The sequence below is a fragment of the Bifidobacterium callitrichidarum genome, from assembly GCF_003129905.1.
GTDB lineage: Bacteria > Actinomycetota > Actinomycetes > Actinomycetales > Bifidobacteriaceae > Bifidobacterium > Bifidobacterium callitrichidarum.
This window is the reverse complement of sequence record NZ_QFFM01000003.1, coordinates 1-26971: the sequence shown is the minus strand read 5'-3', so window position 1 is coordinate 26971 and position 26971 is coordinate 1. Positions and strand designations below refer to the sequence as shown.

Sequence of the window (26971 nt, the reverse complement as noted above, 5' to 3'; positions counted from 1 at the left end):
ACGGCAGGTGTATGGGGTAGCGCCAAGACTTATCCCCACGTATGTGGGGGTTGAATCCGGGCAATAGTCCTCGTCTTGCCACGGCGTTTTACTTATCCCCACTTCCGTGGGGTTGAATCCGAGGCTAAGGCCAGCTTTCCAGACCGTCAACACCTTGTCCCCACGCAAGTGTGGTTGAATCCCAGTTCTGGAAACAAGTAGAAGAAAACACCGCCTTATCCCCACGTATGTGGGGTTGAATCCAAGACAGTCAGCGAGATTCTCACACCCGTTAACTTGTCCCCACATATGTGGGGGTTGAATCCCGGCAGAGAAATGCCACCGGTAATGAACTCGACTTATCCCCACGCAAGTGGGGTTGAATCCGGGCAAACACGGTATGCGCGCCATCGCCATACACTTGTCCCCACTTAGGTGGGGTTGAATCCCGCACCAGCTTCAGATCAGGCTCATCCACATGCTTATCCACTACGTAAGTGGGGGTTGAATCCAAACTCGTTCTGAACTGATTCGGAGGCCAGAACTTATCCCCACGTATGTGGGGTTGAATCCAATACGCTTTGCGCAGCGTTTGCCGCCTGACGCTTGTCCCCACGTATGTGGGGTTGAATCCGCGGTTCCGCTTCACGGTTTGGCCCTTCGCGACTTGTCCCCACGTATGGGGGGTTGAATCCGGCACGGCCTGGTGGCCGAAGTCCGCGTTCATCTTGTCCCCACGTATGTGGGGTTGAATCTTGCCTCCTAGGGCGTTTGTAAGCGCCTGCAGCCTTGTCCCCACGTATGTGGGGTTGAATCTATCGACGCCCTGACCGACGCTGTGATTGACAGCTTGTCCCCACGTATGTGGGGTTGAATCCGGGTGTTCGGGAAGGACAATATCGACGGTGACCTTGTCCCCACGTATGTGGGGTTGAATCTTCCGTCGCCAAACTTCTTCCGCGCAAGCTGTTGACTTGTCCCCACGTATGTGGGGTTGAATCTTACGTCGTGTTCCACGCGGTGTCCCCGCTGTCCTTGTCCCCACGTATGTGGGGTTGAATCCTATAGTTTCGGTATCCGCATCTTCCACGATTACTTGTCCCCACGTATGTGGGGTTGAATCCCCTCGGAACCTACGCGGCGGAATTGAACTACCCTTGTCCCCACGTATGTGGGGTTGAATCCGAGCACGGCAAGGAATGGTTGGATACGCCAAACTTGTCCCCACGTATGTGGGGTTGAATCCACAGTGGCTACTTTGCCGCCATTCCATCCAGTCTTGTCCCCACATTGTGGGGTTGAATCCGCCGCGTCCTTCAACTTCTCGAAGGCGCGTGCCTTGTCCCCACGCATGTGGGGTTGAATCGGAATCTTCCCCACGCAGCTGGAGAACCGCCTTTACTCCCCACGCATGTGGGGTTGAATCTCCGCCAGAGTCGTCAACGATCTTGACGGAACTCTTGTCCCCACGTATGTGGGGTTGAATCCAGTTCTCCAACTGTGCGGGGAGGATTCCGAGTCTTGTCCCCCCGTATGTGGGATTGAATCCACGCCGCCTTGCGTTTGAGTAATGACTACGCCCTTATCCCCACGCAAGTGGGGTTGAATCCACCGAAAGCAAATCGAACGTGTGCCGGGCCGCTTTATCCCCACGTATGGGGGTGAATCCTGGGCTGGTTTGTCTTGGCTTATCGTGCCGTCTTGTCCCCACGTACGTGGGGTTGAATCCCGGTGTGAATGGCATCTAATGGAAGGAGTCTTCTTTCCCCACGTACGTGGGGGTTGATTCCAGATAAATCCTTGGATATTCCTTGGATGGCGACTTGTCCCCACGTATGTGGGGTTGAATCATCCGTGAAGCTTGCTCGCAAAAGCTGGAAAGCCATCTTGTCCCCACGTATGTGGGATTGAATCCCCATTTATTCGTAGTCGGGAATCCAACCTTCGCGATGCATCTTCAGACGTTTTTCTAGAACCTCCTGCAACTCTTCCTCGGTACGGCGTTCCAGCAGCAAATCCCAGTGTGTTCTCTTCGGCTTGTACCCGCCGTAGAAATACCTGTCGTCAACATCTTCTCGTCGAGCAACGGCTCCGCATCGGCATTCCCATGCCTCCGGGATTTCCGCCGTAACCGCGAACGGGATTATGGTCTCGTGGCCTTTGGGACATATGTATGCGACTTCTTCTCGTTCGATTGGGTCGATGTTCTCGTCGGATTCAAGGGACTTGCTGCCAATGATTGAGCCGCGGAGTGTGTGATCTGACATGGTTCTTCTCCTTACTTTGAGAGGGAAGTTTCTGGTTTTGTGGTGAAGACGAGCAATGGGAGGAGCGGTAGTAAATAGCGTTCCTGGAAGCCGAACGGGGCGACGCCCCATGGGAGGGTTGGTTTGGCCCATGTGATGATGAGCATGCCGGCAATCGCGGTCGTGCTGAGAATCGCAGCGGCTATGACTACGCAAATTCTCTTCCGATCGAAACTCATTTTTCGTGTAGTGAGAACGAACGCGGTCAGAATAACGAGTATTGCCGCAGTCATAATTCCATGCCCTGCCAGCACACGCCATACGTTGTTCCATCCGCCCACGAGACTGCGCAAAATATCGTGGATGGGATGATCCACGAGATGCTTTTTGGTTTCGCTCATATTGACAGTGGCCGCTATGCGACCGTAAGACAAGCTCCACCAGCACATGAGGATTATGCCAACTGCAGTGGGGATTACCGTAATTAGTAGACGGTCTCTTAAACGAATGGTCTCTAAAGCCAATGGGAGTAGAGCCAAAGGCATGTAGCAAAGCTTCAAAGGCACAAGCAATGCCAAGCAAACACTAAGACCGACAATTAACAGCGTTGAACGCTTCTCGCATACTCCTAATTTGACCGCCAGTGCAATGGTCAGCGCGGCAACCGTATTGGTCAAAGTATCCGCGCTCAATGACGATGCAACGAAAACAGATACGGGGTTCGCAAGGATCACTGTCATGAGCCATCCGAGGCGTCTGACAAGAACTACCGAAATCACTCCTAGCATGCAATAAACCAGCAGGCTTGATATTCGACCGACTTGAAGCTGATTCCACATGCTTGCCCCAGTCGCTCGGGCAAGACCAATACCGACCGCTTGCGGAATGAACGACAACGGAGAATACTGGTTGGCCCTGGAAGCTTTCAGTCCGCTTCCCACGTCAGCCATCGTCAGCTTGTTCCATTGCTTGAAACGCTCATCATTCTCATGGTTGACCGGGTCGAGAATGTTGCCGACTGTCTTGTTATCCAATGGGGCTTGGCGTAGATTCGACGGCATACGCACGTATTGGATGTGTACTTGGTTGCCTGCGCCGTCATCCATGGTTCGAATGTTTTGCCCGATTTGACCAGTTGCGAGAGCGTAGGAAGCATACACGTGAATATCCGGGTCGGGGATGGTCAGAGGCCCGTATGCGGAAATACTGGCCAAGCCGGTCAATAGCGTGACCAGAGCGAAGACCAAAGCAGGTAGATGACTTGCTATCCCACGTGTTATCGTCTGGGTGTTCATCTCTTCTCCCGCTTGGAGTTAACGCTTGGAAGTGATGAAATCTGACTCATCAGATTGTCTGATCCACCATTCCAGTCCGTGGAGAAGAAGACAGGGTCGTTTCCGAATACGGAATAGACTCCCATGCCGATATGCCATTGTTTCGTCTTCGCCAACAAGGTTTGCTTCACTGCAATCTGCTGGCTGATTGGACTCGGCGTTCCTGCCGGTGTTGTATCGCCCATTACGACTTTAGACAGACACTTATATAAAGCGCGCCCATTCATGATGCGGTCTATCGATGATTCGCTTAGCAACTGGGCGTCCAGAAGGATATTGACTCCAGTGCTTCTGCCAGTAATGGCGATTCTCGATAATAGTTCGCAGCTATGGCGAATCGAAGCATTCTGGGACTCATGGTCTTCGAATCCCGTCATATCGGTATAGGAGCCGGATATATTGGAAAGCTGATTGATAAAGGCATCAAATCCGCAGAACAGCAGCAGTATTCTTTGAGGCTGCAGATGATTCGGCAAAACGTTCAAATGCTGACAGCCATTGGATTCAAGCAGGTTATTTCGTTCGTGGATGGTTTCCAGGATTCCGGATAATATCCCCTCGATATTCCGATAATCAGTCTGACCGGTTACCAGAGTGATATGAGTTTCAGCCCAGTTGAAATCAGACCCCAGTTTGAATGGGTCAATGACAATGACTTGGGAGTACTTACGCAATGCCTGTACTACCAGATTCTGTTCCAAGACACTTTTACCTGAACCGGCTTTCCCGGTCACCAGCAGGCCAGAAACCAGATCGGTATTCCAAATGACAGGCTGTCCGGAGAGTGACTTACCTAGAACATACTCATTCACTCGACGCGCACTATAGAACTGATCGGCAAAGTCAAAGGAAACGGTATTACTCTTTTCTTCCTTAGACGTCATTGCATCGAGTACCGTCTCTGCTTTCCGGTCGAAACAAGTTTTTACTAGATTGCCGGAGATTTTTGTATCGTATTTCCCATTGCTAACGATTTCTACGATCGTTGAGGTAATCGCGTTCTGCACCGTGAAGCTCTTAGCTTCCGGGAATATGCTCCACTGGTTGAAATACGTGGAATATGTATCCGCCATATATGAAATGGCGTCATCGCAGGTAGGTTGCGTCTGCTTCTTGATTTCAACATCGGCTTGATATGAAACTTCATCACGGTAATAATGCAACCCCAACCAGAGGGTGTCGTCCGCCCCATACCAGTAGTCATTAAAAGAACCGAGATCTCTCCGACGATTCACGATGTCGTTGATTCTATCGTTGACTGCCTTTAACGCGGTGCGGTATTCCCATTTCCCATATTCGTCTAGGAGTTGCCAAGCAGTATCGTCCGGCTTATAAGAACTGGACGGATCCTCCCAGCGACGCACTGTGACGACGCTTATCTGCAAGCGATCCGCAATCCACTGCTGGCTCAATCCTAACCGCTGTCGTAAATAAAGAAATTCCTCTTTACTGCGTTCAATAGACTGTTTCTTCCGCGGCTCTCGTAATCCCGTGGCTGCAAATGCGACTAGTTCCCGATATTCGGCTTCTTCCAGTCCGGCTGTGGACAGTGCTTGCAGCAGGATGTCCAATGGTTGGTTTGCAAGTTGGGCGTATTCCTCGACGGGAAGTTTCATTGGTTGTTTTGTCTCGTCGTAGGTTTTCAACCGACGGAGGGCTTCAACCACCGTGCTCTTACTCGTATCGCTCATGCAATGCAGTCTGATGCACTTATGAGCGGTCGGTGTTCTCGGGAAATGTTTGATATAAGAACAGATGGCTTGAATGGTAGGTTTTTAGTTGAAATTCCGCGGTTTTATTGAATTGGCCTGTAGGGGGTTTGCTGTTTGCTGCGACCCCCTACAGGCCAATTTGGGTTATGAATTCTGGGTCTCTTTCATTCGAGAAGCGATGTTCGGGTATGTGATGAGAATGGTGAAATCATCATTGGTCTTCCACCATGTTTTTCGACCGCAGAGTTTCTTGACCAGCTTGTTTATCTTGACCTTATCGTCAAATATAGGTTTGGAAGATTTGAACTTGAAACCGCCTTCAGCATTGTCGGAAATCTGGATCTCCCATGGCTTGAGATGATAGGCTTCCGCTAGCTGATTACGTACAGTCTTGTCTTCATCTGAAAGACGTTCCAATCGAATTACCGTTTGGTTGGAAGCATCTGCATTAATTTGAGTAACCGTATATTCAGGGAATTGACCTTCGGCTACTTCTACAGCCCTCTCCTCTTTCTGAACACCTTTGAAAATCGGAGAGTCCAACGTCACATATTTGACATCGTCTTCCTTCTGCTCTGAGACATAGTTTATCGGGGCGATGAAGGCAAACTGGTCATCCGTGCAGAAGATGGTATAGTCCCTGTATTTCCGGCTTGCCCGACAGTGACGTTGAATTTGATACGAGAGTTGCGCCATGTCATGAGAATCTCCGGGGATAAATCCGGGAACTAGGGTGCTTATCTTCACTTTTTTGACTGGATTCTTAAAGCCACCCACACGTCTGTTTGACCTGTTAGGCAGAATACTTCCGGCATGAATATCGAAAGAGACACTCAGCTCTCTATCGGTGAGTGAATGGTCATACGCTTTCGTTTCAACGAGATGCACGATGCGCCTCGTGATTGCGTTCTGAATCTCATAGGTATCTGCCTGTTCGAAAACACTCCAAGCGTTTTCGTATTCGGGTGAATCCTCCCTGCGGTAAGCATCCTTCTGCAGACGATCGTTGTATTCCTTTTCAGCTTGCTGAACGTCGTACTCGAATGGGTCCGCATTCTTCTCCAGCGGAGTGCTGGCTGGTGTCACATCAGGCCATGGATGGTAGATGTATTTTGTTAGGTCGTTACGGAATCCTGTCTCATCCTTATAGTGGTGGAGTCCTATAAGCAGGGTGTGCTCTGCGTCCTTTCCAAACCAGTACGAGTAGGCGGCTCCCCACTGTTTTCTTAGGGATTCGCTGGATTGGATCCTTTTTGCCAGGTTTTCATTGGCGGTTTTGTTGATGAGCTGGTTGAGTTCGTCCAAGGCTGTCCATGCTTCTTTTGATGGCATGTATTCGCTATCCGGGCTTTCCCAACGTCTGATTGTAGAAAGACTCGCGTTGAGCTTGGTTGCCAGCCACTGCTGGCTTGCTCCGGTGTATTGGCGTAGGAATGTGAATTCGTCCTTGGTACGGTTGATGAATCTTCCGGTGTCCTGCGATTGGAGACTTGTCGCCGCGTATTGCAGCAGGGTCTTGTATTCGTCAGGATCGAGGTTGTTCTCGTTCAGTGCTTGGACGATTTGCTGGAGTGGTAGTTCAATGAGCCGGTTGTACTCTTTGACTGGGGTGTTCGCCGGTTCGGTTGATGTTTCGTAATTCTGCAGCGTCCGCAGGTCATTGAGAATGAGGGCAGACGTGGTATCTGTGTTGTTTTCCATGTAGGAAATGGTGTTGCATCTCTGTGAGATGTGACATCTCATAAGGGTGCGACTTCGACTTTTAAGCACTTGGAAGATGCTTAAAACCTTGAAATGATGCGAAAAACACCGTATCCCTCACGTAGGGGGAAGATAAAACTCATCCACCCCCTACGTGAGGGACATCAAAAAAATCAGAGCTCGATATCCCTTGCCAGAACCTCGATGGCATCGCCTCGATGTTCCAGCCACCAGGCTGCACTGTCGATTCGCAATGCCTGTTTCTTCAGCTCTTGGAAAGCGTCCTTATCTCTGATGGTCGAATGATCGATGAGTACCTTGATTCGATTAAGCGTGTTCTTGCGGATGGTTTCGGCGCGAAGACACTGATCATGCACTCCTCGGAGTGGTATCAGCCTGTTGTTGTCGGCCCAGCGTTTGTCATTGTTTCCTTGGCATATGGGGCATTCGGCTTGTTCGACTTGGCGTATGCGGCGTTCGATGATCCGATAAGGCCCGTCGACGTTGACGCGCTCCTGATGGCCGCATCGTAGGGTGATGAGTTTGGTTGCCATATGTTCGCTCCTCTCCGTTTGGAACATATGTTCTATCCCAGCCAGTAGACGAACATATGTTCCAAAAACAGAAGAAAAGCCAAGCGAATCAACACGGCACGCCGAACCACTCCTATGCGGCAACCGGACGACTCCGGACACGACTGTGCGCATCCACGAACGTCACATCATCAGGAAGATCGAGACCGAGCGACTTGATCTCCTGATCCTTTGCCACGGAGCGAACGAAACCAGTTGGCAGTTTTCTGGCATGCCCGGAGACAGTCGATGCAACCTGATTGAACGCGGCGTCGTCAGAGCTCGATTCCGGTATTTGAATCCGGCGGAGTCCTTCCTTCATCCCAGCCGAATACCCGCTGCCGAAACCTTCGGTAATGCCGTCAGCGTGGCCTATCTTGTAGTTGTTCTTTGCGACCAGCATTCCTCCTGTAAGGACGGCGGCGCAACCAAGGGTGGTTAGAACAATGGCTGTTTTATGGTCTTTTGCCCACTGAATTGCCTTGTTTTCCGTGGCGGTTGAGTTTGTGGTCTGATTGTTGTCCTGCATGTTTGCTCCTTTGTTTGGTCGTTGGTTTCAACTTATCGGAGCTGTTTCATGCTCTCAAATGCATACTCGCCGCGCTTCATAAGCCATATCAGCTAGAATTATGACATGTTTGATATAAACGAGTCTCTACGCATTCTCAGCGGGAACATCGTCAAGTACAGGAAACTGGCCGGGCTCAGTCAACAGGACCTCGCGGACGATATGGGCGTGACCCAAGCTCAGATATCCCGTTGGGAGAACCTACCTGGCCATACGCCACCCAGCTATGAGAATCTGCTCAAACTATCCGACATTCTTGGAGAACCAGTTGCGCATCTGACCGGCGATATGAAAGCCCATGATTATTCGACGCAGGATGCTGCTGATTACCTAGGACTGGATCCAACGGCAGTCACTGCCATACGGGATGCTGCGGGCTTCCAATCAGACGGTTCACGTGATCCACTGGACGATTATTCCAAAGCACTCTCTGCACTGCTGTTGATAATCAATCCTGAAGAGTTGCTGACTCATTTTGATCAGCTAATACAAGCTTCATGGGGTGCCGAACAAACGGATAATCCAAGGAAAGCCGACAAGGAATGGCAGAAAGCGGTATCCGATTCCAATTCCGCTCGGTTCCTGATTTGGAGTGCATTGGACAAAGAGCTCAGAGAGAACTTCCCGGTAACAAAGGAAATGTTCTTCTCCCCGGAAGCCCTGAAACAGGAGAAAATCCGCCGACATAATCGATTCGAAGCATTGAAGACAGACTTGGACGGGATGGACGACTCCACTCGGCATGAGACGTTGGAAATCACCAGTCGTATCTTCTCTGAATATGCGAACCAGTTGAGCCGGATGAAGACGGACATGGAGGATGCAAAGAAACGTATCGCTGAAAGCTATCGCAGATAAGGGATCGGGGCCACATTTGTGGCCCCGATCCCAATGTCCCTAGAAGTTTGGGCGAATCACGTCGCCCGCGTTAGTTTCCTATAGGCAGCTCCGTTACTTGTTGGTCAGACGCTTGCGGAGCAGGGTGGCTGCGACGCCGGCCATGGAGAGGAGTCCGGCAAAGGCCATGCCGTAGCCGAGGGTGACGCCGGTGTGAGCGAGCTTGTCGCCCTGCTCGTCCTTCTTCGCGTCATCCGTGGAAGGCTTGGTGTCGGTCAGGTTGATGGTGACCGTCTTGGTCAGGGTCGGCAGGTTCTCGCCGGAGGCGGTGATAGAGATGATGGCCTTGGTGGGCTTCTTCGCGTCGATCAGAGCGTTCAGCGCGTCGACCTGCTTGCTGTCGATCGTGTACTTGTAGCCGTCGAGCTTGATGGTCGGCTTGGCGAGCTCCAGAATCTTGTCGGCGGTCAGATATCCGTCGGTGAGCTTCCAGTCGAAGTCGTTGGCGGTGAAGTCGATGGCCTGCACGGTGACGGTCACCGGCGTGGTGTCGGTGGAGTCGCCGAGGGTTGCGATGACGCCGACCACGACGTCACCGGCGGTGTTCGTGTCGATGGCCTGGTTGAGGGCTTCCAGCTGCTTCGCGTCAACGGAGAGGGTCGCACCATCATTGTCGGCCTTGGCTTCCACGAGCTTGAGCAGGGTGGCTTCGTCCAGCTTGCCGTCCTTCACGTTGACGGTGATCTTATCGTTCTTGACGGTGACATGCACCGGAACGGTTTCGCCGGTGACGTTCACGGTCACGGTGATCGGGTCGCCGATGGTCTTGCCGTCCTTCATGATCTGGAGTTCGACGGTGGCCTGACCGGTCTTGTTGGCTTCGATCAGATCGTTCACCGGCTTCATGTCCGTGACCTTGAGGTCATAGCCAGGCAGGTTGACAGTGGCTCCAGTTAGGGCGATGATCTGCTTTTCGTCGATCTTGCCGTCCTTGGCGCTGATCTCGACCGTGGGCTTCTCCGTGTTGATGACGGCCTTGACGACGCTGGTGACACCATCCTTGTCGGTCACGGTACCGTAGCCTTCCGGAATGGTCGCACCATCAGGCAGCTTCGCATACTTGCCGCCGGTGATGGTCAGCTTGCCCTTGCCGGTGATGGCGCCGGACGCGGTGCCGGTCTGGGCTTCACTGGAATCGGTGAGGGTCAGCGTACCGTTGTTTTCGATGTCACCGGACAGGGAGTGACCGTTCAGGTCGATGATCGGGCTACGGCCTTCAGGGACGATGAACTTCTCTGAGAAGTCGCCGAGCAGGGTGAGGTGCCCGTCCTTGGAGGCGTCCACGGATTCGCTGATGGTGGTGAACGTTCCGTTGTCGGTCTTCACGAGCGTGGCGCCGGCGGTACCGGTGTTGTCACTGTAGTCGACGGTGCCCGCGTAGGAGCCGGAACCGAAGCTCACGCCCTTGGAAGTGTTGTCGGTGTTGCCGGTGTAGGTGAGACCCAGGCTGCCGGCCTGGGTACCCCAATGGCTGGTGGCGACGGCGACCGTGCCGGCGAACGTGTTGTTGGACACGTTCACGGCGCTGGTGCCCATGAGGGTCAGACCGTACAGGTTGGCGTCTGTGTCGGCAAGCTTGGAGGCGTTGACGACCGTGTTGTTGGATACGGTGACGTTCGTGACGCCTTGACGGGCGGTGTCGTTGCCGTTGGCGACGAGCAGGTTGACCTGACCGCTCAGGTTCTTGCCCTTGGAGGCTTCGGGCAGTTTGGCTGCGTCGAGGCGATCGCCTTCGCCCACGGTCATCGTGTTCCTTGTAATGGTCACGTCCGAAACGGTGCTGGCACCGGTCTTGTCGACGCCGCCGATCAGGTTGACGGCGACCCAGCTCCACGAGTCAGTGCCGGTCTTGGTCTGGTCGGTCAGGTAGCGGGCGTGGGTGGCGATGTTGAAGTTGTTGCCGGTGATCTTGGTGGTCTTGGCGTTCTGCACCCAGACGGCATTCAACTGGCGAGTGGTGTTCGCGTCACGAGTGATGGTGAACGAGTTGGCTTCGACGGTCACGTTGTCTGCCTTGACGATGAGCTGGCTTAACGCTGCTCCACGCATGTCGGTCTTGTCGCCCTTGGTGGTGTCCTGGTCGAACACGAACGACACGTTGCGGACGGTCGCGCCTGCGGCGGTCACGGTGATGGTGCCGTTGACCTGATTGCCGTCGGTGCCTTGCAGGATGATCTTCTTGTCGATGGTGGTGTTGCCGGTGATCTTGCCGGTCAGGGTGATGGTGTCACCGTCCTTGGCGGCCTTCACCGCGTCGGCGAGGGTCGTGTAGGCAGTGTCGCCGATCTTCGCGACGGTGGTCGCAGCCGGGGTGTCATCCTTGGTGCCGGTGGCCGGCGTATCAGTGGTCTTAGTGTCAGCGGTCGGGGCTTCAACGCTCTGGGAGACGACCTGATCGGACTGCGGGGTCGTCTGATCGGCCATGGCGCTCGTGGTCATGCCGCATCCCAGGCTGGCGATGATGGCGGTCATGGCGATGCTGGTCTTGTAAATGCTGTTTGCCAAAACTATGGCTCCAATCTTGATTGGGTTTGTTTGACTGCTTTTTGGTTTAAGGCTTAATGGTTCCGGAGTGGATTGTCTTACGCGGTTAGAATCCGAACGGCGCGGACGGGGTTCCGGATGAGGATGTCTGGTAGGAGGGTTCCACTCGCGTCGGAGCCTGATAGGTCGGCAATGTGGGGTGGAATTCCGGCATCGGCTGGGATGGCGGCAGTTGCATCCCCAACGGATTGGCCTGCTGTCGCGGCTTCGATGCAGGCGGCTGGTAGGCGGGGAATTGCGTGGTCGGCGCGCTGCTGGTTGAGCGTGTCTGACGGTATGAGTATTGAGAGGCCGGACGAGCGGCGGGTGTCGGCTGGTAGGTTGGAGCCGGCTGCTGCGGCTGATATGCGTAGGTTTGCGGTGCCGTGTAACGGTTGTTGACCGGCAGTTGCGCGTTCAATACGTCCGGGTTGGAAAGCTTCTTCAAACGGATGGTGTCATCCATCTGGTCGAGCAGATGGTGGAGGTTGCCGACTGTTCGATTGTATTGATCCCATTCCTGTGGGGTCATGACACTGTCTTGTTTGGACAGTCCGATCATTGAATACTCCTTGATAGAGTGCCTGGTTCTTCAGTTGTCACAGGTGAAGCTACCCGCCGTGGAAGGGATTTCAACCTCGGTTTTTTCAAACACCCCCCCTATGTGGAGAATTTCGGTATAGCAGGGTCGAGGGTTTTGAGGCACGCGAGACAAGACGATGGACCATCGTGCCGCTCTCAGACGAGCAGACATAAACGAATCAGGGCAGTCACCGGAGAACACAAAGAAACCCTCGAACGGAGCCTAAACAGGCAAACCGGCACCCCTCACCTTGAACCACATAAAACAAGCCGGCCATCCACCATTGGACAGACAGCCACAACCCAGGAAATCAAGCCATCAACGGCCGGATTCCAACGATTCAATACGCTCCAACAACGATTTATACGCGGGAATACTCAACACCACAGCATCCAACGAACCATCATCAGCAACAAACAAAGGACCGTCATCAACCAGACCAAACAAATCCTTCGGATCACCATTACGGAAATCCTCAACAGCCACAGTCCGGCATGATTCACGATTCACCGTTCGCTCCACTCCTGTTCTCCTTCGACAGGCCGCATTATATTGCTATGGAAAAGGGCTGGAGCGAAAAATTCGTTCCAACCCTTTTTGGGAAAGCATCAGAGATACCACGTTCTGCGACGCTGGTACACAAGCGGATCATCCCAATCAGCATCCATGAGACCACTGTTCGCGGTCTGGCAGGCCATTTTGAGTCGCTGCTTGATATGACGCTCGTTCCCGTAATCTGTGAGCCAATCGTCCTCGATCCAACGCCAATCGGAGTAATGCCTCAGAGGTGCGTGCACCCGCTGGTTATGGCGTGAATACAGGTAACCGTCCACGTCCGCATACCATGTGTCATCAACGGGTAGTGGAGTAATCCAACGGATACGTCGATAACCATGTTCGATGGCTTTCTTCTGGAAGAGCCGATAAGGCTGATCCTTATATGTTCTGGACATTGTTGTCCTTTCATCTAGACGTTTGTTTGCCTAGATGAATCCGGATTTATGCATGCTCCTCATAGGGCCCGCCTATCTCTTGTTTTCGTCGTCCTCCATCTCTATTTCTACAGGTGGGAGCTTATCGAGTTCTTCTCTCGTGATTCCCAGCTGCGCCAACATCTCTTCCATGCTGATGGTCGTTCCGTCCCATTCTCTCATTCGCTTCTCGGCTAACGCCAGATCGATTGCATCTTCGTCTGAGCACATGTACATGAATTTTATGGTTTTTGCGTACATCTTGTACACGAAAAACACCTGAATTCGTGTACAAGCGAATGCCGAGTACCTACCGCAGTGATGTCTTTCGTAATCAATATCAGAGAACGCTTGGCACGTCGCCCCTGATATTTCCTACGATAAAAGCCAGAAGCACCAGCAGTCGGAGGAGAACCATGTCAGGCATCAGCGACGCCAACAGGAAACTTGACACCAGCAACGGTCTGCAAGTCATGTCACTGGGTGTGGCATTAGCTCAATCCGACCAGTTGAACAACCTCACCCGCCTGCAAGCGGAAGCCAACGCAGCCACCCGTGAAACAAACCAACGCCTGAACGCCATCGAAAACGGCATCGACATCAGCAACCAATGGTTGTCGAACATCGCCACCCAAGCGACAAGAACCAATGAGTCCCTGAACCGGTTGAACGATCAGGTATCCACCACCAATCAACTGTTGATCGAACAGACCCGAGGTATCCAATCCGTCAAAAGCAGCATCGATCAGCTCCGGTTCGAATCCGCATGGCAGAACTTCAGCAATTGGATCCAAACCGAGAACGGGAAAACCTATCAGAAGTGGACCAAACAGGCCACGAAACTCGTGGAACGCATGGGTGAGTATACGAATCGTATGAGCAAGGCTCGCGAACAGGATTTGAAGTATGTGACGACCCGACTGTCCGATACGCTGCCGCCGGTTCCTGTGGTGAACACGGTGTACGAGCCGGAACCGGTTCGCCCGGACGTGCCGGTTCTCCACCGTCCGCCGGAACCGGGCAAACCGCGTCATAAGAGGTTGTCGAAACTGGTGCAATGGCTGATGCCCGTCCTCGGTCTCATCCTTGGCACGTTGATTGGTATGACGCACACCTTGGTGTATGCGGAAGACCTGTACGAGTGGAACAGGAATATTCCCATGCACGACTGGTCGATGATGTTGGGCGCAGGCATGGGTCTCGCAGCCGGCATCATCCTCGGTATCCTGTTCGCCGATTCAATCATCAACGGCACGCTCGGCCAACACATCAAGGAAACACCGAGCCGGGAATGGCAGCAGCAGAACCAAGTCTATTTGCAGACGGTGCAGCTCATCAAACAACAGCAGGCCGAATACCGGAAACATCACGACCAGTGGGAGAAAACCCGCAACCGGGATGAACTCCAACTGCAGAAACTCGCTAAAGCGCGTAGTAAGGCGGTCAAACAGCTTCCTCAGAAAGCCGGAGCTCTACTCCCTGACCCGACCTGTTGGACGGTCAAGGACCCGAATCAGATCGCACAGGAAATCAGCCAACTCATGGAACACTCCTTTGTGTTCCCGCCAGCGGATATGAGCATCCTCACCGACACCCACATCCCGATCTTCGCCATGCCCGACAGCCTCCCCAAGGAAGCCAAACACATGAAAGCCGAACTCGCCCAAATCCTTGAGGAAAACCGGCACAACCCAGACGCCAAAGTCGCATACGGCAAACCCCTGAACGAAATGAGCGCAGCCGAACGATTAAGGAAATTCCAACACGAGTAGTCATAGGAGCCGGCAATGTTCTAGAAATTTTTGCAATGTTATAACTGTTCTATAACATTGCAAAAATTTCTAAAACATTCAGTATTTCCAAGGGTTTAGAGGCTGTTTTGAGTAGCGGGCCAAGTTCGCACATGTTCTCGAAACAGGCCTATTTCTAAAACATTCATGGGCGATTGAGTCAGACGCTGAAAAACAAGTTCCTCGAAAAACTAGGTGCAGTGTCTTGACACACTAGAGCAGACCAGTATCTTTTAGGTACCGATTAATCGGTATCGAAACAGTACCGGAATCTAGGTAGGTGTCACATGCTCAAAGACCTTAAGAAACATATCCTGCTAACGCACGAGCAATCGGAATGGTTGGCAGCACAATCACGCAGGACAGGCAGCAGTGAGGCGGAAATCATCCGCCGACTAGTCGAAAGAGAAAGGCTGGAACGTTCCGGAAACATCAAACTAGGTGCGGCGCTTGACGCTCCAGGTCAGCTGTACTGGAACTATAAACAGGAACTACAACTGCAAATCATCGGCACAGGTTCACAAACACTCGCCGAACAACTGATCGCCCGCATGTGCCTGCAGAACATCGAGACCTGGATTATCTCGAACAACAAGCCGGGAAAATGGGACAAAGCCCAACGCTTGGCATACAACAAGCAGTACATCCGCTTCTACACGAACCCATCCACCGCAATGGACGACCTTCAATATGTCGCGGATCACCGCATGTCAGACGGATTCGGCGAACTATCAAAGGAATCCACGCAGCCACCGATAATGCCAATCATCGATTGGGTGGACGGCATCGACTGGAGCGACTCATCGCTCATTGCTCTCGATCAGACGAATTACATCACAAGAAAAGCGAACATACACCCCATTTGGCTTACCGATGACCGGGAGCATGCCTTTAGCGCAAGCTGGGTATTCACTTCGACGCCGAGTCTAGAATTATGGAAACAGCTTGCCGGCTCATTCCCCCTGCCTGAAATCAATGAAAGACAGGCCGTCAAAAAAGACTTCAACCGTTTAATAACCTTCATCGTCTAACGTTTGCCCTCATCTAAAAAGTTGAGTACAGCTCAGTGCTAGATTCATGCCAGTTTTCCAACTTTCCAGCCTGATTACATTACATCCCTCGGATGATCATAATGTAATCAGGCTGGAAAGTTGTTGGCATTTCAACGTTTTCAACAAGTTCAAGGTCAATACAGTATGGAAATCTCACAAACGAAACTCATCGGATTCAGGCATTCTTCCCAGTGGACTTACGCTGTCATGCTAATCGCTTCCACCATAGCGTTGGTAGTATCGTTCATCCTGTCTGCGGATACGCTGCAGCTGGCCCGCAACCCCTCCGCATCGCTCGGATGCGACGTGAACGCCGTGATTTCCTGTTCCACGGTGGCCCAGTCCTGGCAGGCGGAGATCGTGAAGTTCGGTAGCCTGTCCTATCCGAACGCCTTCTTCGGCATCGCGGCGGAAAGCGTGTTCGTGACCATCGCGGTGATCGGTCTGGCGCGTGTGCGCGTGCCGCGCTGGTTCGCCGCCTGCACCTGGCTGGGCGGGCTGGCCGCATTGGCGTACTCGTACTGGCTGAGCAGCCAGTCGCTGTTCGTGATCCACGCGCTGTGCCCGTGGTGCCTGACGCTTATGTTCTCCACCACCATCCAGTTCATGGCGTTGAGCCATGCGACCGTGGCCGAGCAGGGGCTGCCGGCCGGCAAGGACGGCGAGGTCTCCTCAGGATTAGCGAAGTACTACCGTCTCAACATCGATCTGATGATCGATGTGCTGTGGATCGTGGCGATCGTGGTGCTCATCCTCGTGACCGAGGGAGCGGCGTTGTTCGCATAGGCGTTGCGGGAACTAATGTGATTCGACTTGATTTACATTAGTTCCCGCCATTTTTGTATTAGTTTGGCATGAAAATCACATTAGTTTGGTTGGTCCGCGTATTTTCTGTGCAGCCAAATGCAGTATGCTTCTTTGAGAACGTCCACACAACCTTAGAGAGGCTGTCGTATTGGCTTCCAGAATCTCAAAAATCCTCGCACTATCCCTGACGGTCGCCACACTATCGGCCGGTTTCGGCCTTCAACCTGCCGTTGCGAACGAAACAAACCAACAGCAGGAAACCGCGGCTACCGCCGATAACAGTACAAGTCAGCCGACAACCATCAAACTATCCACAGTCGGCTCCAAAGACACCGACAAGAACCGCACCTACCAATACTTCCAATTCGAGAACGCCGACTGGACCGGCTACTATATCCGCCCCGGAATCACTGCGAAATTCAAGATCACGCTCACCACGGACAGTACGGCACCGAACGTGTTATGGGCTCATCGGCAGGCTGGCCGAGTGGACGCGAACAATTACGCGCTGGTACGCATGGATGACGGCGGAAAGCTCAAGGCCGGCGAGAACGAAATCACGTATGATACGACCTCTCGTAAGGTCGGTCAGGTGCTCTATATCCGCAACGATTCCACCAGTCCCGCGTCGGTGACGATAGAGAATATGGACGGTTCGGACGGGAAACCATCATTGGGCCGATACCCGTTCTACGTGTACGATTCCACGCACCCTGAAGCGTTCTGGACCTATCTGCAGGAACTCAGAATCTACGTGCAGGACGGCGTGGACACCAAAGCCGGCGACCTCAACGACAACCCCAGCCTGGGCATGGACGTGACGTCGATCGAAACCGGACGCATGGTGTACGAGCTGCGCGCAGCCAAACTCGTGGACGTGCTGAAAGATATCCAGGACGAGACAGCGGCTACAGCGTGGATAACGAACATAGTTAAAGTCAGCGAGAACAGGCTCTCATTCTTCGACCACGTGCAAGGCTTCGACGCAGCCGATACGGATTCCCGACAGCTCCCGTCGAAGATGAAGGTCGTATTGGAGCTCACCCAGAACCTGACCAGCCCTTCCAGCATGTTCGCCTGGTACACCATGTACCATCTGCCCGAAAGCGTGTTCCCCGGTGTCGCCACCAGTGTCGACGGTTCGCACGGATGGGGCAACGACCACGAGTTCGGACATGTGCTGGATATCCAACCGTTGGCTCAGGTCGAATCCACGAACAACCTGTTCAGCATGTGGGGCAGGCATGAGGTCGGTGCGGAGAAGGTCAAGGCCGGCGGAAAGTTCGAGACCAGTGTCTATCATTCCGGTGTTCTGAACGCGCAGAAGCAGTTGGATGCATGGTTTGACGCGAAGATGACTGACCCGTCCGCCGCTTCCAAGTGGGGTGATATCTGGTGGGATGTGACCTCGAAATGGGAGATACTCCGCTATTTCGACGACTACGACTACTCCACCTACGACTTCACCAGCAGCCCATACACGAAGGAACTGGCCGATCAAGTCAACAAGTACGGCGGTTTGGGAGCCGTCTACCGTCAGGTTCGACGCAACGTTGCGGCATATCGTGTCGTCGGAGACAGTCAGGCGCAGGGTATGGCGAATGCGACAGCGAAAGCGTATTCGGATGCGCTCGGCTTCGACATGAGTGAAGTCCTCGAACGATACGGCGCAACCATCTACGATGAAGTGAAAGCCTATACAGCCAAGTATCCGAAGCTGCCGGTCAAAATCCAATACTTCAGCATCGACGCAGAAGCACGCGGCATGAACGATGCCGGCCTGTTCTCCAAAACAACCGTCGGTCCTGACGTGACTGCTAAACGGCTGACGGACGGCAAACTCTCCATCACCGCCGCCTATCCGACCGGTTCCGGTGAAGCCGCAACGGTCTCCGGATACGAACTCTTGGCGAACGGTTCACCGATCCATTGGAGTCCGACCGGCTCGTTCACCATCGATACGCCCGCCGACTCCACCAAATACACGGTCATCGCCTATGACCGTCGAGCCAATCCGAGCCAGACCACGAATGTCGTCTCCGATACGACAGTCCAAATCAAAGTACTGACGGCGGATGACACCGACCCGAGTAAGGCAACGGTCACGGTCACGCCGGATGATTCCACAGTCTCTCCGACAACCACTCACACGGATAGCAGCGGCAACCTCACGTTGAAAAACATCCCCTCCTCAACCATCACCGTCACCTTAAACGGGTATTCAAGCGAACCTAAAACCGCGCACGTCGACGGATACGACTGGGCAGGCGGCGTCCTCCAATTCACTCTGATACCCGACCATGCGGCGAACGTCAGAACCACTCCCCGACCAACAATCACCGGCACAACGGACAGTAACGGGAATCTCGCGTTCACCATCATCCCGGAAAACAAGACGGACGACGTGTATTACACGGTCGACGGAAGCACGCCATCCTCGGAAAACGGCTACAGGTGGAACGGCACTAGTATCCCGATCAACACCAGTCCGCTGACGGTGAAGGCCATCGCCTACCGAGCCGGATACAAGCCCAGTAGTATCGCCGAAGCAACGTTCACGGACAACCGGCAGGTGACTATCTGGAATCAGATATACGGCCCAAGTTACGGTTCCGGCCAGAAGAAAAGCTTCGGAGTCGGCACCTACGAGGCCGCAGACTTGGACTTCCTGACCGATAAGGTCAGCAGCCTATCCGTGCCCTCGGGCTTGAAAGTCACCATCTATGAAGGACCAAACCTGACCGGCGCAACCCACGTGTATACGCAAACCGTCAATTGGGTCAATGGGTACAATCCAATCAAATCCCAGTCCATGAAAATCGAAACCGTCACAGCACCGGACGCGAAGAAAACCGGAACGGTCAGCTTCCAACCCGGAGCCGATGACGCGACAGGAACCATGAATCCGGTAGACCGGTATGAGGGTATCAGCATGAGCGCGCCGGATATCGCCTATAAGAGGACGGGTTTCAAACCGTTGAAATGGACTGCACCCAACGGGAACGCTTATACTCCGGGCAGTCTTCTCCCAGACGGAAATCTGGTATTGACGGCCGACTGGTTGGAAGACGATAAGCAGACGCCTGTTATGGATATGCCGTCAGCGGGAAGCAATGAATCACCTAGCTGGCGAACCGCTGTCCTGTTGACGGCATTCGTGGCATTGGTTCTCGCCATCTTGGCGAGGAAACGGCTTACAAGAGGTTAGGCCAGTTCGACTTCGGTGCGGGCTCCGATTACCGTGAGCCCGCATTCCGGATTGGATTCAATCGTCTTGTTGATGATGCGCGCGACTCGGCCGATGACGGTCGGACGAACATCGTGATGCCACTGGTGATCGAAATTCCAGTATTTGATGAGGTCGCATTCGACCTGATTGCGGAACAGGCGAATCGGATCAATGACAAGATGCTTGTCTTCTCGGATTCGCTGGCAGTGATCGATGTAGTAGTAGAGGAGTTCGTCATAGTCCTTGAGCAGTCCGCGCTCGTATCGGGCATCATGGTTGTCCGGGGTGTCCTTGAGCCGGGATTCAGCGTCGGTGATGAGACTGTCAATGCCGTCGTGAATGTTTTCGGCGAGAATATTATGGTTCATTGCGTTCTTCTCCTATATTGTGTGGACAATAACAGTATAACGCAATAGGTGATAGGACACGCCCTAAACCAAAGAACCCAGTTACGCCGCGATCGTCAGCATCTTGACCTGCTCGCACGCCTCCAAGTTTCCAATCAAACAGTCCAAAACCGACGGCGAACAGGACAACACTGCTTCATGGATGGCAGTAGCTTCGACCTGCGACCTTATCCCCGCGATATAAACGGTTTCTTGCCCCGAACCTGCCGCAGGAAGCCAAACCTCCCGAACTATCCCCAGAGAAAGAAGAAGGCAGCAGAAGCGGCAAACACGACGCCACATGGCGCACTCGTTATTGCTCCTGCTGTCTTTAATTACGACGGAGTAGGTACCGTCGGCTTCACAATTGAAATGTGCCCGACTATTTGAGGTCAACGATTCACGGCCGCCAATCCAATACGCGGCCGGCTCACTGACCTCAAATCCCATCAGACTCTCCCGGCTCGATGTAATGCTTCCGCGTTGGCGATACGCTGCTGTTCGGCAATGGTACCGGCTTCGGCGGCCAACGCGATCCGGTTGCGCTGAGACTGTTCTCTTGTGGACGGTGCGGCTGTCTTGATGAATTCAACAAGTCGGTCGGCTTCATCGGGGAGCAGTTCGATTTGGCTGTTTTCCAATCCATCGAACAGCGAGGAAATGGTGATGACACCGGTCTCCGGGTTCTTCCACGCCTTAGTCCATTCACCTATAGTGACGGAATCCTTCGGCGGGTGAATGTAATCATATGGCATGTTTTCTGCTCCTACTTGGTTGGTCTCTTCCAACGGCGGGCGCGGCGTTCGCACCATGCCTTCGCGTCGTCGATGTCCTTGAATTGGGTGCTGGTCGAAAACATTTCATTCTCGGTCAACATGATCGCCTTGAACGGTTCCCCGCTGTCTTTGCCCTTGTAAATGAAGCCATGTGAATACATGTCGGCCGAAACCCGGCCGGGAACCCTGCACACGAGAATCGGTTTGATGGTTTCACCCCACAGCTTGTAATCGCGAACAGGATGATCCCAATCGACCGGCGTATAAACCGGATGCTGCACATACGGGTATGCTGCAGTCAACGCCGGTTCCAACACCTTGCGAATATTGGCGACAAGTTCCTCGGTGAACGGCTGGTTGGCGTAGGCGTCTCGCGACCAGTATTTATACCAGCGGATTTCCACACCGAAGTCAGGAATAATCAGATTCGGTTCGTCGGCTTCAGGACTGTCACCGTCACCCCACCAGTACGCCTGGAATCTGGCGAGCAGCTTCCCTGTGACTGGATTGTGCACGTCCACTCCCCTATCGGTGGGGATGAGAGTGCTTCCGGTGATTGGTTTGAGCTTCTCCTCATTGTCGTAGTCGATATGCCCGTATCCGCTGATTCCGAGCTCGTTGATGATGTCGCTGAGCTGGTCTGCGGCTGCCGTGTTTCGGTCGATCGGATAGTCTCCGTGACTGTTTCCGAAGAGGAGGTTCCCGAGCTCCATAATCCTATTCCTTACTATTAGTTAAATCGTGTAGAAGACGTCCTGCGTCTGCCTGAACCCATGGCGACGCTCATATTCGCGGATACGATTCAAACGCATACGCCGGCGCAGCAGACTCCGCCTATCCTCGGCCGTCAAACCACCCCAGATACCGAACTGGTCCTGCTCGTTCAAAGCGGCCTGCAGGCAGTCGGCTTTAACCGGACATGTTTCGCAGATTGCGATGGCTTTCTCCTCGCTTCCCCTGTCGTTGGGGAGTGGGAAGAACAGTTCGGGATCTTCATTCCTGCAGGCGGCTTGTTCCCTCCACCTGCTGTTTCCTTGCATCATGATGACCTCGATGGGTAGTGGGGTTGCGTATTTTGATTGGGTTTCAACCTACGGGTTTCAGAACCGGTGAAATACGCGCCCCGTTCAGCTGGCTTTCAGGATTCCGGTGGACGGCTGGGTTTCCTATACGGGTTCGATGTCCGATACAGGGGAACTTTCCTATCCGATTCACCCTGCCGATGGCCTTCCTCCCATGCACTCTCTGAAATCTGCCGATCATGCTCTCGGAACCATTCGTCGGCCGCTTCGGCGGCTTCACGGGGAGTCATTCCGATGGAGTTGACGCACATGGCGTTGATGGCCATGTATGCCATCGCATCCGTCACCTTGCCTGCCATCAGATGAGTCTCCTGGCTGTGATCTTTTCCAACGAGTCGGCGATGCGGTCCAATGATTCGGCGATATGCAGTAATGCTAGGGATTGCGCGTACGCGGTGTCTGAAGCGTATGAGGGGCTGCTGAGATTCTCGTCCGACAGTTGCCGATACCCGTCTTTGACGATCTTCTCCGCCAGATTAAGCTGCGATGCCATACTTTTCTACCTTTCGTTATCGTTTGCGTGCGTCATCGTGTCGACTGCAATACCAATGCCGATGAATCCGACCGTCAGACAGATCGCGAACATTCCAGCCGGACCAACCGAATCAACCAGCCAATCCTTTGCGGACAGGATCAGTGTTGTGACAATGATCCATTGCAGAATTTTCCGAACATCATCCGGCGGAATCATGAGCGGCCCGCCAACCACTCAACGGCACGACGCTTGGAACGGAACTCTCCACTACCACCGGTAATACGTTCCGCACGCCAGAAACGACGCCAACCCTTCCAAGTCGATTGAAGCCAGCCGGTCGCTACCCCGGATTCAAGGACAGCGAACCTGCCGTTGCCGGCATTAAATAGTCTTGCTGTCATCGTTCTCACCAAGATTCAACGGGTCGATGAACGTCAACGGCATACGCTTCAACAGGTACGCTTCGCTGGGACACACCATGGGATTCGACCACTGTTCGTTACCGTGGAGCGACGCATCATAGATGAGATGCCAGTTATGGAACTTATCCAACTGGTACAACGACTTGTCGTTACCGGAATACAAGCCCGGCTTGGATGGCAACTGCTGTTGACGGCGGATAATGTATTCAATACCGTTCTCACCGACCCAAACGGTCTGCTCGCCATTACCCAAGCGAATCTCAACCTCGCCGGTCTTATACTCGCCATCCCAAGGGCAAAGCTCTTCCAGTCCGCGAATCTTCAGCTTGTCCCCGGCCTGCAATTCCTTTGCCGCCTGATAGGCGATTTTCACCAGCCCGGCCGGATAATCCTCCGCAGGGAGGACGTTGAGCTTGTCTACAAGTTCGGTCGGCTTGACCTGGGCGGTCATGGTCAATGCGGTGAACAGGATACGGGTCGTCCCGTCGGGCATACGGATAATCAGCGTATGCGGATACGTCTGCGGGATACGCGCATTCTCCATATGATGGGCTTCCAACTCCGCGGAGTAGCGGCCACCATGCCAGTCGACGGACACTCTGTATTTGACGAGGTTGGTAATGGTTTTCTTATCCCAGAACGGTTTCAAAACAGTCATAGATAAATTCCCTTGTTTTAGCGAATCGACGTCAACGGCAGATGTTGACGCACCGTGTTTTCCGTAACATTCTTGTGGTCGAACCAAGAGTCGGAATCCGCGTCGTACATCACATACCAGCCGCCGCGAGCATTCAGATAGAACAGACTCCCGTCTGCTCCCGAGTAAATGCCCTGCTTGGTCGGTAGCGGGTTGATGGGGCGGATGATGGTGTCGATGTTTCGACCGTCTACCCAAACCGGCTCCGGGCCGGTGCCGATACGGATACGGACGCCGCGACCGTTGGTTTTTCCGTCGTAGGGGAAGGCGGTTTCCACTCCCTTGAGGGTCACGAGGTCTCCGGACTTGAGCTGTTCCGGACTGGAGTAGGTGATGACTGCAATGTCCTTGTCATCCTGCTGTACCGGGGTTTCGACGGCGACTACGTTTTCGGCGCCATCCGCGGATTCGACGGCGCTCACGGTTTCGATCCGCACATCCAACTGCGGTCTGACCAAGCCATCACTGTGGTCTGCGGTGAAGATTCGCAGAGGCCCCTGATTATCGGTGTTGATGCAGAGCGTGTAATGAGCGGTGCCGTCCTGATTGCGTTCGACACCGTAGATGAGTTTCCCGACGTAGGTGTTGTTCGGGGTGGTGACTCGTACGGTGGTTCCGTTGAGTTGGTTGATGGTTTTGTTTTCCCAGAAGTTTTCTGGCATGTTGCGTTCTTCCGTTGGTTGGCGTTCTCTGTTTTGTGTGGACATACTCAGTATATCCCAATATGAGGCTGAGACACGCCGACCAACAGAATCAAGACATTATGACCTCTCGTACACGAGATAATCAGGATGCTTCCTGCAATAATCACGGATACACCACAGCCAACGAATGGCCGAATCTACATTCCCCCATCCATTGTCGGGATTGTACTTCTCCTCCAAAGACTGGATATCGACATCGGAAATCCGCCTCAGCGCCTTATTGATTCGATCCTCGCATTCACTGGCCTGCAAACCATCCAAATCATGAATCGGATTCACACCATACTCGGTGAAGAACTCACTCAGGTTGTATGTGTAGTTAAAGTACCGACCACGCTCCGAATCATCCCCAAGAGAAAAATCCCCCAGCGGGCATTCGTCGTACAAATGATCCTCTTCGACGGCCTTGTCCGCCACATACAAGTCGTAGCTCATCACTCCTCCTCGGGCTGCTTCTCACCGGACACTATTGTCCCTAAATACATGAGGAACAGGAAGATACCGTTCACGGCGGCTTCGGAAAGGAGACCACAGAACGCCACCGAGGTAATGGCCGAGTCCTCGCCCATGTAATCGAAGGAAAGCTCCATAAGGGACATCTGGTTCTCGCGTTGCACGGTGGTCAGCTCGAAGTGCGCGGGAACCATGACCCCATCCTTCTTGAAGTCCTCGCGACTCTTGTCTTCGATAACCGAATTGATCATCGTCAGCAGGGCCGGATTCCCAATCACCTCGACCGCACCACGAATGGCGAACTTGATGTCCCCGCTGTCCTCGTAAGTCATGTTCGCTGAAACGATGCTTCCATCCTCGGAATCATCGGATTGCGTATCGCTGGCATATAGATAGAGTTTCGCTGATGGAAACGTCATCTGGTTTTCCTTTCGCAAGTGGGTGCCGGCCGAAAGCCGACACCCACAGAAAAGATTGATGGTTACTTCGCCTGCGTCCAAGCGGGCTTAATCTTCTTCCCCAAGACGACGAGTACGGTTGCGGCGATGGTGCAGTTTCCGTCATGGTCGAGTGCCTTGTCCGCATAATCGACGGCTTCCATCACGTTGCCTGCGATGAACTTGAGGAACGCGAGCATACCGTACGGCTGGGCGTTGTCCTCGTTCTCCTGCATGAGCTGGTTGACCAGCTGGTAGGCGCGATCGAATCGGGTGGCGTCGAACTCGTAGTCCGGGTCATACAGGGCCGCGTCCAGCACCTTATACATGTGCTGCTTGGCGGTTTCGCCGTGAGGGTTGTTGGCGAACGTGTTCATGTTCCTTTTGGTGAGCATGTGGTAGCCGACGGTTGCTGCGATTACGGCGTCACGGAATGGACGGTCGCCTTCCAGTGCCTTGGCGTAGGTGCTCAGGTTGTTGGTGTCGAGCAGGTTCTTGTCCTTGTCGAGGGATTCGACCCATTCGTTGAGGAACTTCTTGCGGAGTTCTTTGAGGTACATTGTTCTCTCCTTTTGGCTCTGTTGTTTCGGACTCTCCGAAGCTTTTTTTTGTGTGGATAGTTACAGTATATAATATATTCACGCGGGACACGCGCGAAGGGGAAAACCACCGGATGGACAACCACCCCCTAGCAAAATCCCCGCCACGCAACCCGCCAAAACAGCCAACAACAATTCAGCAACCCCACGAAACCAAGCCACCGCGTCCACAAAACCACAAACCCACCTCTACCGTTTCAAACCACAACCCGGCAAACACCCCACAGTGGGCAAAGTCGCGCCAAAATCCACGAGAAGGAGCAGGCATGGAAGAACCAACGGTCCTCATCGACCAGCCGACCGACACCAAATCAACCACCACAACCCCGGTGAAAGTCGAAAAACGAGACGGCAGAATCGTGGACTTCGACCCCATCAACATCAGCACCGCCATCAAAGCCGCCTACGGTGACATCAACAAGCAGATCGGCCCACAGGAAGACGCTCTGATTCGTGGACTGGCGGACAAGGTCGAAAGCGAAATCAAAGGCCGTTACACGGAGCCAGCGAAAATCGACGACATCCAGAACCTCGTGGAGCATGCTCTCGTGGACGCCCACCTGTACGATGTGGCGCACGCCTACGTGGACTATCGTCTCAGCAAGGACATCGACCGGTCGAAGATGACCGACGTGAACGAAGCCGTCCGCCGGTTCATCGACCGTGATCCCGAGCTCGTGCATGAGAACGCCAACAAGGACTCCAACGTGTACTCCACGCAACGAGACCTATTGGCCGGAGCCGTGAGCAAGGCGACGGCATTCCGCTTGCTCCCGAAAGCCGTAGCCAACGCGCATATGAAGGGCGACATCCACTTCCACGACGCCGACTACTCGCCGTTCACCGCCCAGTCCAACTGCAGCCTGCCGAACTTCTGGGACATGCTGGCCAACGGTTTCACGCTCGGCAACGCCCCGATGGCCTCCCCGAAGTCCATCGCCATCGCCGCCACCCAGATCACCCAGATCATGAAGGA

Annotated in this window: 29 protein-coding genes and 1 CRISPR repeat array; of the genes, 6 read left to right on the top strand and 23 right to left on the bottom strand. The window is 53.6% G+C overall.

From position 1 onward, the window contains the following. Positions 1-522: 522 nt before the first annotated feature. Positions 523-1224: a CRISPR direct-repeat array (repeat unit 28 nt; unit sequence CTTGTCCCCACGTATGTGGGGTTGAATC). A 674-nt stretch (positions 1225-1898) separates the two neighbouring features. The 6 genes from DF196_RS01745 to DF196_RS01720 all read right to left on the bottom strand — a co-directional run bounded on the left by DF196_RS01745 (position 1899) and on the right by DF196_RS01720 (position 8073). Then, complete coding sequence (locus DF196_RS01745; RefSeq protein WP_109056219.1) at positions 1899-2246, bottom strand: RNA polymerase-binding protein RbpA; 348 nt, start codon at positions 2244-2246, stop codon at positions 1899-1901. Between the two features lie 11 nt (positions 2247-2257). Then, on the bottom strand, positions 2258-3520 hold the full coding sequence (locus DF196_RS01740) for a DUF2142 domain-containing protein (protein ID WP_109056218.1): 1263 nt from the start codon (positions 3518-3520) through the stop codon (positions 2258-2260). Then, a complete protein-coding gene (locus DF196_RS01735; RefSeq protein WP_146194655.1) occupies positions 3517-5250 on the bottom strand; it encodes a helix-turn-helix domain-containing protein in 1734 nt (577 codons plus the stop codon). The genes DF196_RS01740 and DF196_RS01735 overlap by 4 nt, the downstream gene beginning before the upstream one ends. A gap of 165 nt (positions 5251-5415) precedes the next feature. Further along, a complete protein-coding gene (locus DF196_RS01730) occupies positions 5416-6972 on the bottom strand; it encodes a helix-turn-helix domain-containing protein (RefSeq protein WP_146194654.1) in 1557 nt (518 codons plus the stop codon). A gap of 173 nt (positions 6973-7145) precedes the next feature. Then, a complete protein-coding gene (locus DF196_RS01725) occupies positions 7146-7526 on the bottom strand; it encodes a hypothetical protein (RefSeq protein ID WP_109056215.1) in 381 nt (126 codons plus the stop codon). A 112-nt stretch (positions 7527-7638) separates the two neighbouring features. Then, positions 7639-8073: a FliH/SctL family protein gene (locus DF196_RS01720; protein WP_109056214.1), complete on the bottom strand. Its 435-nt coding sequence runs from the start codon at positions 8071-8073 to the stop codon at positions 7639-7641. Positions 8074-8178: 105 nt separating this feature from the next. Here DF196_RS01720 and DF196_RS01715 point away from each other — a divergent pair, with 105 nt between their 5' ends. Then, positions 8179-8970, top strand: a complete 792-nt coding sequence (locus DF196_RS01715; protein ID WP_109056213.1) for a helix-turn-helix domain-containing protein — start codon at positions 8179-8181, stop codon at positions 8968-8970. 93 nt (positions 8971-9063) lie between these two features. On the opposite strand, the gene DF196_RS01710 is transcribed toward DF196_RS01715, so the two are convergent. The 5 genes from DF196_RS01710 to DF196_RS01695 form a co-directional block, all read right to left on the bottom strand. Then, on the bottom strand, positions 9064-11514 hold the full coding sequence (locus DF196_RS01710; RefSeq protein WP_109056212.1) for a right-handed parallel beta-helix repeat-containing protein: 2451 nt from the start codon (positions 11512-11514) through the stop codon (positions 9064-9066). An 85-nt stretch (positions 11515-11599) separates the two neighbouring features. Beyond that, complete coding sequence (locus DF196_RS01705) at positions 11600-12094, bottom strand: hypothetical protein (RefSeq protein WP_109056211.1); 495 nt, start codon at positions 12092-12094, stop codon at positions 11600-11602. A 339-nt stretch (positions 12095-12433) separates the two neighbouring features. Beyond that, entirely contained in the window at positions 12434-12637 is a 204-nt protein-coding gene (locus DF196_RS13180) for a type II toxin-antitoxin system Phd/YefM family antitoxin (protein WP_146194653.1), read from the bottom strand. A gap of 86 nt (positions 12638-12723) precedes the next feature. Then, complete coding sequence (locus tag DF196_RS01700) at positions 12724-13068, bottom strand: hypothetical protein (RefSeq protein ID WP_109056210.1); 345 nt, start codon at positions 13066-13068, stop codon at positions 12724-12726. A gap of 72 nt (positions 13069-13140) precedes the next feature. Next, the gene (locus DF196_RS01695) at positions 13141-13356 is read right to left on the bottom strand and encodes a hypothetical protein (protein ID WP_146194652.1); all 216 of its coding nucleotides are present in this window, start codon (positions 13354-13356) and stop codon (positions 13141-13143) included. 29 nt (positions 13357-13385) lie between these two features. On the opposite strand from DF196_RS01695, the gene DF196_RS01690 reads away from it, so the two are divergent. The 4 genes from DF196_RS01690 (at position 13386) to DF196_RS01675 (ending at position 19943) form a co-directional block, all read left to right on the top strand. Continuing rightward, positions 13386-14858, top strand: a complete 1473-nt coding sequence (locus tag DF196_RS01690) for a methyl-accepting chemotaxis domain-containing protein (RefSeq protein WP_146194651.1) — start codon at positions 13386-13388, stop codon at positions 14856-14858. A gap of 305 nt (positions 14859-15163) precedes the next feature. Further along, the gene (locus tag DF196_RS01685; RefSeq protein ID WP_109056207.1) at positions 15164-15907 is read left to right on the top strand and encodes a hypothetical protein; all 744 of its coding nucleotides are present in this window, start codon (positions 15164-15166) and stop codon (positions 15905-15907) included. A gap of 165 nt (positions 15908-16072) precedes the next feature. Beyond that, the gene (locus DF196_RS01680; protein ID WP_109056206.1) at positions 16073-16714 is read left to right on the top strand and encodes a vitamin K epoxide reductase family protein; all 642 of its coding nucleotides are present in this window, start codon (positions 16073-16075) and stop codon (positions 16712-16714) included. Between the two features lie 169 nt (positions 16715-16883). Next, positions 16884-19943 (top strand): FN3 associated domain-containing protein, encoded by a 3060-nt coding sequence (locus DF196_RS01675; RefSeq protein WP_109056205.1) that lies wholly within the window; start codon positions 16884-16886, stop codon positions 19941-19943. On the opposite strand, the gene DF196_RS01670 is transcribed toward DF196_RS01675, so the two are convergent. From DF196_RS01670 to DF196_RS01610, 12 genes are all read right to left on the bottom strand, one after another. Then, positions 19940-20332: a hypothetical protein gene (locus DF196_RS01670; RefSeq protein WP_109056204.1), complete on the bottom strand. Its 393-nt coding sequence runs from the start codon at positions 20330-20332 to the stop codon at positions 19940-19942. The genes DF196_RS01675 and DF196_RS01670 overlap by 4 nt on opposite strands. Before the next feature lie 467 nt (positions 20333-20799). Continuing rightward, positions 20800-21105: a hypothetical protein gene (locus DF196_RS01660; RefSeq protein WP_109056202.1), complete on the bottom strand. Its 306-nt coding sequence runs from the start codon at positions 21103-21105 to the stop codon at positions 20800-20802. An 11-nt stretch (positions 21106-21116) separates the two neighbouring features. Next, the gene (locus DF196_RS01655; protein ID WP_109056201.1) at positions 21117-21839 is read right to left on the bottom strand and encodes a hypothetical protein; all 723 of its coding nucleotides are present in this window, start codon (positions 21837-21839) and stop codon (positions 21117-21119) included. Positions 21840-21860: 21 nt separating this feature from the next. Continuing rightward, on the bottom strand, positions 21861-22166 hold the full coding sequence (locus DF196_RS01650; protein WP_109056356.1) for a WhiB family transcriptional regulator: 306 nt from the start codon (positions 22164-22166) through the stop codon (positions 21861-21863). A 98-nt stretch (positions 22167-22264) separates the two neighbouring features. Continuing rightward, positions 22265-22507, bottom strand: coding sequence for a hypothetical protein (locus DF196_RS01645; RefSeq protein WP_109056200.1), 243 nt, complete (start codon positions 22505-22507; stop codon positions 22265-22267). Further along, positions 22507-22701, bottom strand: a complete 195-nt coding sequence (locus tag DF196_RS01640; protein WP_109056199.1) for a hypothetical protein — start codon at positions 22699-22701, stop codon at positions 22507-22509. The genes DF196_RS01645 and DF196_RS01640 overlap by 1 nt, the downstream gene beginning before the upstream one ends. A gap of 6 nt (positions 22702-22707) precedes the next feature. After that, entirely contained in the window at positions 22708-22899 is a 192-nt protein-coding gene (locus DF196_RS01635; RefSeq protein ID WP_146194650.1) for a hypothetical protein, read from the bottom strand. Between the two features lie 165 nt (positions 22900-23064). Continuing rightward, positions 23065-23763 carry a hypothetical protein gene (locus DF196_RS01630; protein WP_109056197.1) on the bottom strand — a complete coding sequence of 233 codons (699 nt, stop codon included), beginning with the start codon at positions 23761-23763 and terminating at the stop codon, positions 23065-23067. 17 nt (positions 23764-23780) lie between these two features. Next, positions 23781-24464 carry a hypothetical protein gene (locus DF196_RS01625; protein WP_109056196.1) on the bottom strand — a complete coding sequence of 228 codons (684 nt, stop codon included), beginning with the start codon at positions 24462-24464 and terminating at the stop codon, positions 23781-23783. A 99-nt stretch (positions 24465-24563) separates the two neighbouring features. Next, positions 24564-24941: a hypothetical protein gene (locus DF196_RS01620; protein WP_109056195.1), complete on the bottom strand. Its 378-nt coding sequence runs from the start codon at positions 24939-24941 to the stop codon at positions 24564-24566. Further along, on the bottom strand, positions 24941-25378 hold the full coding sequence (locus tag DF196_RS01615; RefSeq protein ID WP_109056194.1) for a hypothetical protein: 438 nt from the start codon (positions 25376-25378) through the stop codon (positions 24941-24943). The genes DF196_RS01620 and DF196_RS01615 overlap by 1 nt, the downstream gene beginning before the upstream one ends. A gap of 62 nt (positions 25379-25440) precedes the next feature. Further along, entirely contained in the window at positions 25441-25956 is a 516-nt protein-coding gene (locus DF196_RS01610) for a tetratricopeptide repeat protein (RefSeq protein ID WP_109056193.1), read from the bottom strand. Positions 25957-26261: 305 nt separating this feature from the next. Between DF196_RS01610 and nrdD the strand changes: the two genes are divergently transcribed. Continuing rightward, positions 26262-26971: anaerobic ribonucleoside-triphosphate reductase (gene nrdD, locus DF196_RS01605; RefSeq protein WP_241519539.1), on the top strand; the 710-nt coding region annotated here is incomplete at its 3' end.